This is a genomic window from Klebsiella sp. 2019SCSN059 (genome assembly GCF_021739525.1).
GTDB lineage: Bacteria > Pseudomonadota > Gammaproteobacteria > Enterobacterales > Enterobacteriaceae > Klebsiella > Klebsiella quasipneumoniae.
Map to the genome: position 1 here is coordinate 88,361 of NZ_JAKKOM010000013.1, position 15,411 is coordinate 103,771.

At 55.6% G+C, this 15,411-nt stretch carries 12 protein-coding genes; 8 read left to right on the forward strand and 4 right to left on the reverse strand.

Features of this window, described 5'->3' with window-relative positions:
- Positions 1 to 625: 625 nt before the first annotated feature.
- From cra to leuO, 4 genes are all read right to left on the reverse strand, one after another.
- A complete protein-coding gene (gene cra, locus L2I46_RS15340; protein WP_004145952.1) occupies positions 626 to 1,630 on the reverse strand; it encodes a catabolite repressor/activator in 1,005 nt (334 codons plus the stop codon).
- Between the two features lie 180 nt (positions 1,631 to 1,810).
- Complete coding sequence (ilvN, locus tag L2I46_RS15345) at positions 1,811 to 2,302, reverse strand: acetolactate synthase small subunit (RefSeq protein ID WP_002888536.1); 492 nt, start codon at positions 2,300 to 2,302, stop codon at positions 1,811 to 1,813.
- A gap of 2 nt (positions 2,303 to 2,304) precedes the next feature.
- On the reverse strand, positions 2,305 to 4,029 hold the full coding sequence (gene ilvI, locus L2I46_RS15350) for an acetolactate synthase 3 large subunit (protein WP_002888534.1): 1,725 nt from the start codon (positions 4,027 to 4,029) through the stop codon (positions 2,305 to 2,307).
- Between the two features lie 394 nt (positions 4,030 to 4,423).
- Positions 4,424 to 5,392 carry a transcriptional regulator LeuO gene (gene leuO, locus L2I46_RS15355; RefSeq protein ID WP_072140386.1) on the reverse strand — a complete coding sequence of 323 codons (969 nt, stop codon included), beginning with the start codon at positions 5,390 to 5,392 and terminating at the stop codon, positions 4,424 to 4,426.
- A 614-nt stretch (positions 5,393 to 6,006) separates the two neighbouring features.
- Here leuO and leuL point away from each other — a divergent pair.
- The 8 genes from leuL (at position 6,007) to L2I46_RS15395 (ending at position 15,401) form a co-directional block, all read left to right on the forward strand.
- Positions 6,007 to 6,093 (forward strand): leu operon leader peptide, encoded by an 87-nt coding sequence (leuL, locus tag L2I46_RS15360; RefSeq protein WP_017901192.1) that lies wholly within the window; start codon positions 6,007 to 6,009, stop codon positions 6,091 to 6,093.
- A gap of 95 nt (positions 6,094 to 6,188) precedes the next feature.
- A complete protein-coding gene (gene leuA, locus L2I46_RS15365; protein WP_023291975.1) occupies positions 6,189 to 7,760 on the forward strand; it encodes a 2-isopropylmalate synthase in 1,572 nt (523 codons plus the stop codon).
- Entirely contained in the window at positions 7,760 to 8,851 is a 1,092-nt protein-coding gene (gene leuB / locus L2I46_RS15370) for a 3-isopropylmalate dehydrogenase (RefSeq protein ID WP_023291974.1), read from the forward strand. Before leuA ends, leuB begins: the two co-directional genes overlap by 1 nt.
- A 2-nt stretch (positions 8,852 to 8,853) precedes the next feature.
- Positions 8,854 to 10,254 carry a 3-isopropylmalate dehydratase large subunit gene (gene leuC, locus L2I46_RS15375; protein WP_023291973.1) on the forward strand — a complete coding sequence of 467 codons (1,401 nt, stop codon included), beginning with the start codon at positions 8,854 to 8,856 and terminating at the stop codon, positions 10,252 to 10,254.
- Between the two features lie 10 nt (positions 10,255 to 10,264).
- Positions 10,265 to 10,870, forward strand: a complete 606-nt coding sequence (gene leuD, locus L2I46_RS15380) for a 3-isopropylmalate dehydratase small subunit (protein WP_023291972.1) — start codon at positions 10,265 to 10,267, stop codon at positions 10,868 to 10,870.
- 397 nt (positions 10,871 to 11,267) lie between these two features.
- Positions 11,268 to 13,301, forward strand: coding sequence for an oxidoreductase (locus L2I46_RS15385; RefSeq protein WP_236947998.1), 2,034 nt, complete (start codon positions 11,268 to 11,270; stop codon positions 13,299 to 13,301).
- A gap of 11 nt (positions 13,302 to 13,312) precedes the next feature.
- Positions 13,313 to 14,176: a shikimate dehydrogenase gene (locus L2I46_RS15390; RefSeq protein ID WP_017901194.1), complete on the forward strand. Its 864-nt coding sequence runs from the start codon at positions 13,313 to 13,315 to the stop codon at positions 14,174 to 14,176.
- 10 nt (positions 14,177 to 14,186) lie between these two features.
- Positions 14,187 to 15,401 carry an MFS transporter gene (locus L2I46_RS15395; RefSeq protein WP_032453837.1) on the forward strand — a complete coding sequence of 405 codons (1,215 nt, stop codon included), beginning with the start codon at positions 14,187 to 14,189 and terminating at the stop codon, positions 15,399 to 15,401.
- Positions 15,402 to 15,411 lie beyond the last annotated feature (10 nt).

Below are 15,411 nucleotides of genomic sequence, written 5' to 3' on the forward strand. Positions count from 1 at the left end.
TTTCGCCACTTTATCCCACAAATTCCCACCACAAGGAGTTTACGGAGCGGAGGAAAAGCTTGTCAAGCCAGCACGAATGCCAACGGAGCTCAAAAACCCATTATTTACAGCCGACATTAGCCCTGATGAAAAAATCATCAACAGGCGAGGCAAATTAACGTTATGAATACGTGTAAGAAAATAACCAACAAACTCGTAACAGTTATAAACATCAAAATATCTTCGGCGGGAAAATATAAAGTGTCAGTTTGCGACGCGAGCGGCATTTTAGGCCATTATGCCGGCCGTTAACAGTACCTGTTGCTGGCTGAAGGGCTGACCAGGCGCGGGATAAGGCAGGAGAGAAAGGTTGGGGCTAACAAAATGGGTGTTAATTCAGCAATTAACTTGGTGAATGTAACAAAATAATACAATTAAAGCCGGCACAATCATTTTTTGTGTCCCGTTTTGAGTCGCAAAACGATTGCCAGCGAATAAAACAAAATAACGCGTAAAGAAGTTTAGGGATTTGTCTGAAATATATTCAGTTTTGCATTCTGGACGTCAGTTGCCTGATTTATCGCCAGCGGCCTGCTCTCTGGCAGGCCTGCCAGGATTAATCCTGGGTGCTGACGATATTGCGCCCTTAACGGCGATTCAGGCTGCCGCGGCGATAAAGATTACGACGAATACGGCTGAGGCCCGGCTTCGGCTTGCGCGGTTCATCGAGGCTGGCGAGGACGATCTCGAGCACCCGCTCAGCGACATCGCGATGGCGCTGGGCCACGGCCAGTACCGGACACTGCAGAAAATCGAGCAGCTCATTATCGCCGAAGGTGGCGATCGCCAGCTCGGAAGGCAGTTTACCCTCACGGCGCAGCGTCACATCCATGACGCCCTGCAGCAACGGGAAAGAGGTGGTGAACAGCGCCTGCGGCATCGGATGGGTTTCAAGCCATTTCTCAAACAGCTGGGCCGCCGCTTCTCGCTCGTAGCTGTTGGCATAGAGATAATGCACCTCACGCGGATCGTCCTGCCAGGCTTTACGGAAGCCTTGCTCGCGCAGGAAGCTCACCGACAGTTCCGGCAGCGCGCCCAGATAAAGCACCGTTTCGCCGGGAAAAGTCCGCAACTCGGCGGCGAGCATCTCGGCATCATCCTGGTCAGCGCCGACGACGCTGGTGAAGTGCTCGCGGTCAAGGGCGCGGTCGAGGGCGACAATCGGAAACGGATCGTTAGCCCAGCGCTGATAAAAAGGGTGCTCCGGCGGCAGCGAGGTGGAAACAATGATGGCGTCCACCTGGCGCTGTAGCAGATGCTCGATACAGCGCATTTCGTTATCGGGCTGATCCTCCGAGCAGGCAATCAGCAACTGATAGCCGCGCTGGCGCGCCTGCCGCTCCAGATAATTTGCAATGCGGGTATAGCTGGTGTTCTCCAGATCCGGGATCACCAGACCGATAGAGCGTGTGCGTCCTGCACGCAGGCCAGCAGCGACCGCATTCGGGTGATAGTTGTGCTCTCGCACGACAGCCATCACTTTTTCGACCGTTTTGTCGCTTACGCGGTACTGCTTCGCTTTGCCATTAATCACATAGCTCGCGGTGGTTCTTGAAACACCGGCCAGCCGGGCGATTTCATCCAGTTTCACAATTGCCCCTTGGGTAAGAAGTGCCAAACATAACCATTATTCAGGTATGGAACCCTTTTTATAACATCTAAGCGCAGAATAGTTAGCGCAGCAACCGCTTTCGCTTACAGTTCCTACTGATTTCGCAAAAAAAAAGCCCGACAGTCGCTGCCGGGCTATTTTTGCATCAGTTCCCGATCCTCAGCGCATGATTTTATCACCGCGAGACAGGCCGACCACGCCGGAGCGAGCCACTTCCACGATCCGAGCGACATCGCGCAGGGAGGCCAGGAAAGCGTCGAGCTTATCGCTGGTGCCGGCGAGTTGAACGGTATAGATAGAAGGCGTCACGTCGATAATCTGTCCACGAAAGATTTCGGTGTTGCGCTTCACTTCTTCACGGCCGTAACCGCTGGCCTGGACCTTCACCAGCATGATTTCGCGTTCGACATGAGCCCCCTGCCCCAGCTCGCTGACCCGCAGGACATCCACCAGCTTGTGCAGCTGCTTTTCAATCTGCTCGATCGCTTTTTCATCGCCCACGGTCTGGATGGTCATCCTGGAGAGGGTCGGATCGTCCGTCGGGGCGACAGTCAGGCTTTCTATATTATAGCCGCGCTGGGAAAAGAGGCCGATAACGCGGGACAATGCGCCCGATTCGTTTTCCAGTAATACCGATAATATCCGGCGCATAATCAGGTCCTCTCCGTTTTGCTCAACCACATTTCATCCATGCCGCCGCCGCGGATCTGCATGGGGTACACATGCTCACTGCCGTCGACGGTGACATCGACAAACACCAGCCGGCGCTGTCGCACCTGCTCCAGGGCTTCTGCAAGCTTCGTCTCCAGCTCCTGCGGCTCGCTGATGCGGATCCCAACGTGGCCGTAGGCTTCCGCCAGACGAACGAAGTCCGGCAGCGACTCCATATAGGACTGCGAGTGGCGCCCGGAATAGAGCATATCCTGCCACTGCTTCACCATCCCCAGATAGCGGTTGTTAAGGTTAAGCACCAGGACCGGCAGCTCATACTGCAGCGCAGTAGAGAGTTCCTGAATGTTCATCTGGATACTGCCGTCACCGGTCACGCAGACGACCATTTCGTCCGGCAGAGCCATTTTGACCCCCAGCGCAGCCGGTAGGCCAAAGCCCATGGTGCCGAGGCCACCGGAGTTAATCCAGCGCCGCGGCTTGTCGAAGGGGTAATAGAGGGCGGCGAACATCTGGTGCTGACCCACATCGGAAGTGACATAGGCATCGCCCTGAGTCAGGCGCCAGATCGTTTCTATCACCGCCTGCGGTTTGATCTTGTCGCTCTGGTCGTCGTAGCGCAGGCAATGGCGGGCGCGCCACTGCTCAATCTGCTGCCACCAGTCGCGAATGTCGTCCAGCGGCTGCTGCGCCTCTTCCTGCTCCAGCAGCTCCAGCATCTGCTCCAGCACCAGTCGGGCATCGCCGACGATCGGCACATCTGCTGGCACGGTTTTCGAGATTGAGGTCGGATCGATATCGATATGCAGCACAGTCGCGTTCGGACAGTATTTGGCCAGGTTATTGGTGGTCCGATCGTCAAAGCGAACGCCGACGGCAAAAATCACGTCTGAATGGTGCATGGTCATGTTGGCTTCATAAGTGCCGTGCATGCCCAGCATCCCCAGCGCCTGCGAGTGCGTCGCCGGGAAAGCGCCCAGCCCCATCAGGGAGGAGGCCACCGGCAGCTTCAGCTTTTCCACCAGCTCGCGCAGCTGAGGTTCGCAATGCGCATTGATCGCCCCGCCGCCGACGTAGACGACCGGCTTGCTCGCCGCCACCAGGGTCTGCAGGGCGCGTTTGATCTGGCCTTTATGACCGCTGGTCGTCGGGTTATACGAGCGCATGCTGACCGCGTCTGGCCAGACGTACGGCAGTTTCTTCGCCGGATTGAGTATATCCTTCGGCAGATCGACCACCACCGGCCCGGGGCGACCGCTGGCCGCCAGCCAGAAGGCTTTCTTCAGCACGCCGGGAATATCTTCGGTCTGCTTCACCAGGAAACTGTGCTTCACCACCGGGCGGGAAATCCCCACCATGTCGCACTCCTGGAAGGCATCGTAGCCGATAAGCGATGTCGCCACTTGCCCGGAGAGGATCACCAGCGGGATAGAGTCCATATAGGCCGTCGCGATACCGGTGATGGCGTTCGTCGCCCCAGGCCCTGAGGTCACCAGCACCACACCGACCTCCCCGGTCGCTCGCGCCAGGCCATCCGCCATATGCACCGCCGCCTGCTCGTGGCGAACCAGCACATGATCGATACCGCCAAGGGTATGTAACGCATCATAGATATCGAGGACTGCGCCTCCGGGATAGCCGAATACTTGCTTGACGCCCTGATCGACAAGCGATTGGACGACCATCTCGGCTCCTGACAACATCTCCATGGTTTGCCTCCAGGCTTATTGTTTTACGACAGCGGAACTCAATTTCCGCGCGCTCGCACGATGCGAAGGAGTACCCCTCCGCACTGAGGTGAATGGACTGCATGCCACTACCATAACTGCTCGCCAGCAGGCAGGCAATTCGCCACCGGAGATGCTTTCTAAGTAGAATAAGAAGAAAAACAAGCGGAGAGAGGAAAATATGGTGGAATGCTTCAGATATAAGAAAAGAGAATAGTAAATACTCGGAGAAAAGGCGCGATAGCAGGAATTGATCCATTTTTTGTTAACGGGCGGAGAGCAACCGAAAGGGTAAACAGCATAAAATTCTGCATTATTGTAATTAAATCATATAAAAAAAGGAGCCGAAGCCCCTTTCATGCTTATTGCCATCGGCTCAGCGCTGACAAATATCCACCAGCAGCTCTTCCATCCACTGATGACCTTTATCGCGACCCGCCGCTTCGTGCCAGGAGAGATAGCAGGTCCGGCTATTCACCTTCAGCGGCAGAGGTAATATTTGCAGCGCTAACTTATCGGCAAACTCATTTGCCAGCCAGCGCGGCGCAATGGCCACCATCTGCGTTTGCGACACCACGTTTAATACGCTGACCATCGCATTACCTTGATATGCGATGCGCGCTTGTTTATCGGCCGTGTCATACCACGGCAGACTGAATGAGGCATACCGATCGAGAGCCACCGCGGCATGCTCCTCGCGATAAATATCAGCCTCCATCACCGGTCCGGAGATACGCGGATGGTTGCGACTAGCCACCAGAACCATTTCATCTTTGAATAGCGGTACACAGGCAAACTCAGGACGACGAAACTCTTCATAACCGATCACAAATTCCGTTTCCTGATAACGTAACTGATGTTCCGTATTTTGATTAAGCGCTGATTTAAAGACTAAATGAATATTGGGCGCGATTTCGGCGACTTTATTAAAAATTACCGACGTCAGGATGTTATCCAGCGGGCTACAGACGCACAGATTGAAAACACGCTCACTGCTCAAGGGTTCAAAACCGGAGCCTGGCAATTCGTTTTGTACCAGCTGCAGCGCCTGACGCACTGAGCCAAACAGCTGATAGGCCCGCGCCGTCGGCTGAATACCGCGGCCATAGCGTACAAACAGCTCATCATTAAACATCACTTTCAGACGTGAAACCGCGTTGCTCACCGCCGGTTGAGACATGCCGAGCGTATGGGCGGCACGGGTAATATTCTGTTCCTGCATAACCGCATCAAAAACGGTAAGCAGATTGAGATCAACCATCCGTAGTTGAGGTTTTACGACTTCCTGTCCGGGGGCTGATTTATATTCTGGACTTTCAATTAACATATCTAGTTCCGCCGTCACGATGAATTCCCTTTACTAAACCGCTATAATTAGCGCCGAAAATATCATTTATCATGCCAATGACATTTGCAAAATAGCAAAGGTGTATTTTAGGAATATATCAAGGCTATGAGTGGCAGTGTCAAACCGGTACCACCGGAATTAATAAACTGCTCAAACAATATGAGTTACTTAATGAAGATGAGTCTAACCATAATCCAAAAAAATAAAAACAACACCAATGGTTAACTGTAACTTAAGCAATAATAAAGTATTTTATTTTCCACCCCATAAAATTAACAACTATTTATCATTGAAAAAAGATCCGCTAAGGGGTAGACATATTCACACGAAAAATAAATATAATTATTTCATTCAGATAGCGATTTTTGACCGCTTCGCTCGCGGCGCATCGTGAGCGAGGCCTTTAATGCAAAGTACATTTTCAAATGAAACATATCCCTGTGCGCCCCCGCAGGTCCAAAATAGGATCTTCGGCAAAAAAGGGCTAACATCAGCACAATTAGCTAATTCACGCTGCGGACCAAAAACGCTTTTTCCATGCCAGGGGTTGACTTTGAAACGGCTATCCAGTAACTCTAAAAGCATAACGATTTCATCTGGAGTTTGACGCAATGATTCGCACCACTCGCATCACCAGCCTACTACTACTAAACGCATGCCATTTGCGCGGTAGGCTGTTGGGCGACGTTCAGCGTTAAGTCATCTTCCAGCAAGACTATAAAACCCGCGCCTTGGCGCGGGTTTTTTTATGCTCGTCAACAAGGCGCCAGGACACAGACTAAGGATCCAAACCATGAGCCAGCAAGTCATTATTTTCGATACGACCTTACGTGATGGCGAACAAGCGTTACAGGCAAGCCTGAGTGTCAAAGAGAAGCTGCAGATTGCTCTGGCCCTTGAGCGCATGGGTGTTGACGTGATGGAAGTCGGTTTCCCGGTTTCTTCTCCGGGCGATTTTGAATCCGTGCAGACCATCGCGCGCACCATCAAAAACAGCCGCGTATGCGCCCTGGCGCGCTGCGTCGAGAAAGATATCGACGTGGCGGCGGAATCCTTAAAGGTGGCCGAAGCGTTCCGTATCCACACCTTCATCGCCACCTCGCCGATGCATATCGCCACCAAACTGCGCAGCACCCTGGATGAGGTCATTGAGCGTGCGGTTTATATGGTGAAGCGGGCGCGCAACTACACTAACGATGTCGAGTTCTCCTGTGAAGACGCCGGCCGTACGCCGATTGCTGACCTGGCTCGCGTCGTGGAAGCCGCGATTAACGCTGGCGCCACCACCATTAATATTCCGGATACCGTCGGCTACACCATGCCGTTCGAGTACGCCAACATTATCAGCGGCCTGTATGAGCGCGTACCGAATATCGACAAAGCCATTATCTCCGTCCATACCCATGATGACCTGGGTATTGCCGTCGGCAACGCCCTCGCCGCGGTCCACGCCGGAGCCCGCCAGGTAGAAGGCGCGATGAACGGTATCGGCGAGCGCGCCGGCAACTGCGCGCTGGAAGAGGTCATCATGGCGATTAAAGTGCGCAAAGACATCATGAACGTGCACACCAATATCAACCACCATGAAATCTGGCGCACCAGCCAGACCGTCAGCCAGATCTGCAACATGCCGATCCCGGCGAACAAAGCCATCGTCGGCACCGGCGCCTTCGCCCACTCCTCCGGTATCCACCAGGACGGCGTGCTGAAGAACCGCGAAAACTACGAAATCATGACCCCGGAATCCATCGGCCTGAACCAGGTACAGCTGAACCTGACTTCCCGCTCCGGTCGCGCGGCGGTGAAACACCGGATGGAAGAGATGGGTTACCAGGAGAGCGATTACAACCTGGATCACCTGTACGACGCGTTCCTGAAGCTGGCGGACAAAAAAGGCCAGGTCTTCGATTACGATCTGGAAGCGCTGGCCTTTATCAACAAGCAGCAGGAAGAGCCGGAGCATTTCCGCCTGGATTACTTCAACGTTCAGTCCGGCTCCAGCGATATCGCGACCGCCTCGATCAAACTGGTCTGCGGGGATGAGATCAAAACGGAAGCCGCCAACGGCAACGGTCCGGTTGATGCTATCTACCAGGCGATTAACCGCGTCACCGATTACAACATTGAATTAGTGAAATATGGCTTAAGCGCGAAAGGCCACGGCAAAGACGCCCTGGGCCAGGTGGATATCGTCGTTGACTACAACGGCCGCCGTTTCCACGGCGTTGGTCTGGCAACGGATATCGTAGAGTCGTCAGCCAAAGCGATGGTTCACGTGCTGAACAACATCTGGCGCGCCGCCGAAGTCGAAAAAGAATTGCAACGCAAAGCTCAGAATAAAGAGAACAATAAGGAAACCGTGTAATGTCGAAGAATTACCATATTGCCGTTTTGCCGGGTGATGGCATTGGCCCGGAAGTGATGAACCAGGCGATGAAAGTACTGGAAGCCGTGCGCCAACGTTTTGCCATGCACATTACCACCAGCCAGTACGACGTCGGCGGCGCGGCCATCGACCGTCAGGGAACTCCCCTGCCGCAGGCGACCGTCGCCGGATGCGAGCAGGCGGACGCGATCCTGTTCGGCTCCGTCGGCGGCCCGAAGTGGGAACACCTGCCGCCCGCAGAACAGCCAGAGCGCGGCGCTCTGCTGCCGCTGCGTAAACACTTTAAACTGTTCAGCAACCTGCGCCCGGCCAAACTGTATCAGGGGCTGGAAGAGTTCTGCCCGCTGCGCGCCGACATCGCCGCCAACGGCTTCGACATTCTCTGCGTTCGCGAACTGACCGGCGGCATCTACTTCGGCCAGCCGAAAGGTCGCGAAGGCAGCGGTCAGCATGAGAAAGCTTTTGATACCGAGGTGTATCACCGCTTTGAAATCGAACGTATCGCGCGCATCGCGTTTGAATCCGCCCGTAAACGTCGTCACAAAGTGACCTCCATCGATAAGGCCAACGTCCTGCAGTCGTCCATTCTGTGGCGCGAAATCGTCACCGAGATCGGCAAGGAGTATCCGGACGTTGAGCTGGCGCATATGTATATCGATAACGCCACCATGCAGCTGATTAAAGATCCGTCCCAGTTCGACGTGCTGCTGTGCTCCAACCTGTTCGGCGACATCCTCTCCGACGAGTGCGCAATGATCACCGGCTCGATGGGCATGCTGCCGTCCGCCAGCCTCAACGAACAAGGTTTCGGCCTGTACGAGCCAGCAGGCGGCTCGGCGCCGGATATCGCCGGCAAAAATATCGCTAACCCGATCGCGCAGATCCTCTCCCTGGCGCTGCTGCTGCGCTATAGCCTCGACGCTGACGAGGCGGCGAGCGCGATTGAAAGCGCGATTAACCGCGCTCTGGAGGAAGGCGTTCGTACCGGCGATTTAGCGCGCGGCACGGCAGCGGTCAGCACTGATGAAATGGGCGATATCATTGCCCGCTATGTCGCAGAAGGGGTGTAATCATGGCGAAGACGTTATACGAAAAATTGTTTGATGCGCACGTGGTGTATGAGGCGCAAAACGAAACTCCGCTGTTGTATATCGACCGCCATCTGGTGCATGAAGTCACCTCCCCGCAGGCCTTTGACGGCCTGCGCGCCCACGGCCGCCAGGTGCGCCAGCCGGGTAAAACCTTCGCCACCATGGATCACAACGTCTCGACGCAGACCAAAGATATTAACGCGTCCGGCGAGATGGCCCGCATTCAGATGCAGGAGCTGATTAAGAACTGTAAAGAGTTCGGCGTTGAGCTGTACGATCTGAACCACCCGTACCAGGGCATCGTTCACGTGATGGGCCCGGAACAAGGGGTTACCCTGCCGGGGATGACCATTGTGTGCGGCGACTCCCATACCGCCACCCACGGTGCCTTTGGCGCGCTGGCCTTCGGCATCGGCACCTCCGAAGTGGAGCATGTGCTGGCGACCCAGACCCTGAAACAGGGTCGTGCGAAAACCATGAAAATCGAAGTGCAAGGCAAAGCGGCGCCGGGCATCACCGCCAAAGATATCGTGTTGGCGATCATTGGTAAAACCGGCAGCGCCGGCGGCACCGGCCACGTGGTGGAGTTCTGCGGCGAAGCGATCCGCGATCTGAGCATGGAAGGCCGCATGACCCTGTGCAACATGGCGATCGAGATGGGCGCGAAAGCGGGCCTGGTCGCGCCGGATGAAACCACCTTCAATTACGTACGCGGCCGTCTGCACGCGCCGAAAGGCAAAGATTTTGACGATGCGGTGGCGTACTGGAAAACCCTGAAAACCGACGACGGCGCCACATTTGACACCGTAGTGACGCTGCAGGCGGCTGAGATTGCCCCGCAGGTGACCTGGGGCACCAACCCGGGCCAGGTGATTTCGGTCAGCGATAATATCCCCGATCCTGCGTCGTTCAGCGACCCGGTGGAACGCGCCAGCGCCGAGAAAGCGCTGGCCTATATGGGGCTGAAATCCGGCATTCCGCTGACGGAAGTGGCTATCGATAAAGTATTCATCGGCTCCTGTACCAACTCGCGTATCGAAGATTTGCGCGCGGCGGCGGAAATCGCCAAAGGGCGTAAAGTGGCGCCGGGCGTCCAGGCGCTGGTGGTGCCGGGTTCCGGTCCGGTGAAAGCGCAAGCGGAAGCGGAAGGCCTGGATAAGATCTTTATCGAAGCCGGCTTTGAGTGGCGCTTACCGGGCTGCTCTATGTGTCTGGCGATGAACAACGATCGCCTGAACCCGGGCGAGCGCTGCGCCTCCACCAGCAACCGTAATTTTGAAGGCCGCCAGGGCCGCGGCGGACGCACGCACCTGGTGAGCCCGGCAATGGCCGCGGCGGCAGCTGTGACCGGCCATTTCGCCGATATCCGTAATCTGAAGTAAGGAGACCATCATGGCAGAGAAATTTACCCAACATACCGGCCTGGTGGTTCCGCTGGATGCTGCAAACGTCGATACCGACGCGATCATTCCCAAGCAGTTTCTGCAGAAAGTGACCCGCACCGGCTTTGGCGCGCACCTGTTCAACGACTGGCGCTTCCTCGACGATAAAGGTCAACAGCCGAACCCGGAGTTCGTGCTGAACTTTCCTGAGTACAAAGGCGCATCTATCCTGCTGGCGCGGGAAAACTTCGGCTGTGGCTCCTCGCGCGAGCATGCGCCGTGGGCGCTGACCGATTACGGTTTTAAAGTCGTTATCGCCCCAAGCTTTGCCGATATTTTCTATGGCAACAGCTTCAACAATCAGCTGCTGCCGGTGACGTTGAGCGATGAGCAGGTCGACGAGCTGTTCAAACTGGTGCAGGCCAACCCGGGCATTACGTTTGAAGTGGACCTGGAAGCGCAGGTGGTTAAAGCGGGGGATAAAACCTACAGCTTTAAGATCGACGATTTCCGTCGCCACTGCATGCTCAATGGCCTGGATAGCATCGGCCTGACGCTGCAACATGAAGCGGCTATTTCCGACTATGAGCACAAGCTGCCGGCGTTTATGAATTAATCTTCGCGCCCGGTCATTTGACCGGGCTTTTTAGTTTATTGCGGCAGAAAATTGCGATCTCACGCACAAAAAACAATATTGCTTCGCCGATCGTCAGCCCATGACGTTGGCCTGCCCCACGCGATAAAGACGAATGATTCCGCTTTCCTCCCCCTGACCTGCGCGGTTTATGTATTATCCCTTCACTGCAAGTAAAAATAAGGTACGAGTGTTTAATATAAAAATATAACAATGTAAAAAAAGCGTTAATCTCATAGAGAACCCCTATAGCTCACAGCAAAAAAAAGCATTATTTTTCGGTTTTTCGCCTCGCTATCTTTTCCCACAGAGAAATATTAACTAAGGACACGCCCGGGCCCCCGCATAGCGGCTTCCCGGCCTCCTGTGGAGAGAAGAGATGAGCCACTATCCGCACCTTTTCAGTCCGTTGACCATCAACGGCATGACGCTAAAAAACCGCATTATTATGCCCCCGATGGGCACCAATATGGCCACGCTCAATGGCGAGGTCTCGCAGGAACAGCTGGAATACTACGAACTGCGGGCCAAAGGCGGCACCGGGCTTATCACCATCGAAAACATCTGTATTGATTTTCCTTTCGCCTCCAACGGCACCACCCAGCTGCGGATCGATAACGATCAATATATCCCACGGCTGTTTAAATTAACCGAGACCCTGCATAAACATGGCGCCTGCGTATCCATTCAGTTAAATCACGCAGGCGCTTCGGCTTATGCCTACCGCCTCGAAGGTCAGACACCGCTCTCCTCCTCGACGACGCCCTCGAAAAAGCACGGTAATATTCCGCGGCCAATGACCCATGAGGAAATTTATCACGCGGTGGAAAAATTCGGTGACGCCGCAGAGCGCGTTCGTCGCGCGGGTTTTGACTGCGTCGAAATTCATGCCGGCCACTCCTATTTAATTAGCCAGTTTTTATCGCCGTTATTTAACAAGCGCACCGATGAATTTGGCGGCAGCGTCGAAAACCGCACCCGGATATTAAGTCTGATTGTCGATAAAGTTCGCGCCTGCGTCGGGCCGCGTTTTCCGGTCAGCCTGCGCATTAGCGCCGACGACTTCCTCAAGGGCGGCAATACCCTCGAAGATTCTCTGCGCATCCTTGAGCTTTGCCAGGAGAAGGTCGATATCATCAACGTCTCGGCGGCGCAGAACGACAACCTGAATCTGCAAATCGACCAGATGTCGCTGGAGGATGGCTGGAAGCGTTATCTCTCCCGCGCGGTGCGCGATAAATTCCATAAGCCCACGGTCATCGCCGGCAATATCCGTACCCCGCAGGTGGCCGAGGATATCCTCGCCAGCGGCGATGCCGATCTCATTGCCATTGGTCGCGGTCTGATTGCCGAGCCGGAGTGGGTGCAGAAGGTGCAAAGCGGTAAAGAACGCCTGATGCGCAAATGCATCTCCTGCAACATCGGCTGCGCCGACCATCGCATCGCCCGCTCGCGCCCGCTGCGCTGTTCAATTAACCCGGACATCATTCACGGCGATACCTACAAAACGCGGCGCGTTAATCGCGAAACGAACGTGGTCGTCATCGGCGCCGGCACTGCCGGGATGGAGGCCGCCTGCACCGCGGCGGAAGTCGGCTGCCACACCTGGCTGCTGGAGGCGAAAAATCACGTCGGCGGTCTCGCCAGCGATATCGCCCGTCTGCCGGAGAAAAAACGCATCGCGGATTTCCCGCAGTTTATGAAAAACCGCATCGCCGCGCTGGATAACCTGATGCTGCAGGTCGGCAAACGGGCAGACGTGGCCTCGGTTTCCGCCCTGCGTCCGCATCTGATCGTCAATGCCACCGGCTCAACCCCCCTGCTGCCGCCTATTGCAGGACTGCGGGAGAATATTGACGCCGAGGAAGGCAAGGTCTTTTCCATTACCGGCATGATCGACAATCTGGCGAAATTTACCCATGTCGAGGGCAAACGCATCGCCGTTGTCGGCGCGGGCGCCGTTGGCCTTGACGTCATCGAATACTTTACCGCTCGCGGCGCGCTAGCGGTATTAATCGAAATGCAGGACGCCGCCGGTCGCGATCTCGACATCATTACCAGGAATGCCATGTTGACCATGCTCGACGAGCACCAGGTCGAACAGCACATGAATACGCAACTGATGGCGGTGGCTGCCGACCATTTCCAGGTGAAAAATACACAGCATACCTTCGATATCCCCTTCGACTACGGCTTTGTCTGCCTGGGGATGCGTGCCAACCGGACGGGTCTCGACGAGATCGAGCGCTGGGCCAATGCCAATAACGTCAAAATCATGAATATCGGCGACAGCGTGATGGCGCGACGCATTATCGACGGCATCCGCGAAGGCCGCAACGTGCTGGACACCCTCGAAGACATGGGTGCGCTGGGCAGCCGCGAAGCACAACGAATTCCCTTTCTAACTTATTGAGGATTTTTGTCATGGCAGAACGTATTACTGGACACACTGAGCTGATTGGTCTGATCGCCACCCCGATTCGCCACAGCATGTCGCCCACCATGCACAACGAGGCTTTCGCCCATCTCGGGCTGGACTACGTCTACCTGGCTTTTGAAGTCGGTAATCAGGAGCTGAAAGACGTTGTGCAGGGCTTCCGGGCTTTGAAGCTGCGCGGCTTTAACGTCTCTATGCCGAACAAAACCGAGATTTGCCAGTATCTTGATAAGCTCTCGCCGGCGGCGCAGCTGGTCGGGGCGGTGAATACCGTGGTCAATGACGACGGCGTACTGACCGGGCATATTACCGACGGCACCGGCTATATGCGCGCCCTTAGCGAAGCGGGTATCGATATTATTGGCAAGAAGATGACCGTGCTCGGCGCCGGCGGCGCGGCGACCGCGCTCTGCGTCCAGGCGGCACTGGATGGCGTGAAGGCGATCTCGATCTTCAACCGTCGCGATAAATTCTTCGCCAACGCCGAAGAAACGGTAGCCAAGATCCGCAACAACACGCGCTGCGAGATCCATCTGTTCGATCTCGACGATCATGACAAACTGCGTGCCGAAATCGACAGCAGCGTGATCCTGACCAATGCCACCGGGGTCGGCATGAAGCCGTTCGAAGGCCAGATGCTGCTCCCGGACGACAGCTTCCTGCGTCCGGACCTGATCGTCTCCGACGTCGTGTACAACCCGCGCAAAACCCACCTGCTGGAAGTGGCTGAGAAAAAAGGCTGCCGTACGCTAAACGGCCTCGGGATGATGTTGTGGCAAGGCGCGCGCGCGTTCGAAATCTGGACGGGTAAACAGATGCCGGTTGATTACATCAAAAGCATCCTGTTCTAAGGGGCAAGCGATGAAAAATAAATACGTCCCTACCGCGGCAGGGCTGTACCTCAACTACCTGATTCATGGCATGGGGGTGCTGCTGATCACCCTCAACATGGCCCATCTCCAGGAGCAGTGGGGAACAGACGCTGCCGGCGTATCAGTGGTGATCTCCTCGTTAGGGATCGGCAAACTGGCGACCATCGTGACCGGCTTTCTGTCGGATCGCTTTGGTCGTAAGCCCTTTATCTATCTGGGGATCCTCAGCTATCTGATCTTTTTTATCGGCATTCTGCTGACCAAAAATATCTATCTGGCCTATGTCTTCGGCATTATGGCGGGCCTGGCGAACAGCTTCCTCGACTCCGGCACCTATCCCGCGCTGATGGAATCTTTCCCGCACTCCGCCAGCCGGGCCAACGTGCTGATCAAAGCCTTCGTCTCCGCCGGACAGTTCCTGCTGCCGTTCATTATCAGCTTCCTGATCTGGGCGAATCTGTGGTTCGGCTGGTCGTTCGTGATTGCGGCGGCGCTGTTTGTTGTGAGCGGCCTCTATTTGCTCAAAATGCCGTTCCCGGATAGCCAGGCGGCGAAAAAAGAGGCCACCCCAGGGCCACAGGCGGAAACCTCCGCCCGTCCGCAGGCCAACAAACTGGATATGGTGATCTTCACCCTGTACGGCTACATCGGCATGGCGACCTTCTATCTGGTCAGCCAGTGGCTGGCGCAGTACGGTCAGTTCGTGGTCGGCCTGCCCTATGCCTCGGCGATTAAGCTGCTCAGCATCTATACCGTCGGGTCGCTGGTCTGCGTCTTCGTGACCGCCGCCTTCGTCAAAGAGGTGTTCAGCTCCGCCGTCGCCATGATCATCTATACTGGCCTGTCGATGGTCTCGCTGCTGCTGGTATGCCTGTTCCCGACGCCGATGATGGTTACCGGCTTCGCCTTTGTCATCGGCTTTGCCGCCGCGGGCGGAGTGCTACAGCTGGGAGCGACGATCATGGCGATGAGCTTCCCGAACGGGAAAGGCAAGGCAACCGGCATCTTCTACACCGCCGGCAGTATCGCCAGCTTCACGATCCCGCTGATCACCGCCAAACTTTCGCAGATCAGTATTGCCAGCATTATGTGGTTTGATTTTGCGATCGCCGTGATCGGCTTTGTGATCGCCCTGTACATCGGCTATCGTCAACTGCAGGCTCGGGCGGCGCAAAAAGTATCACCCACCGCAGTCACCGCCTGAGGTTCAACGC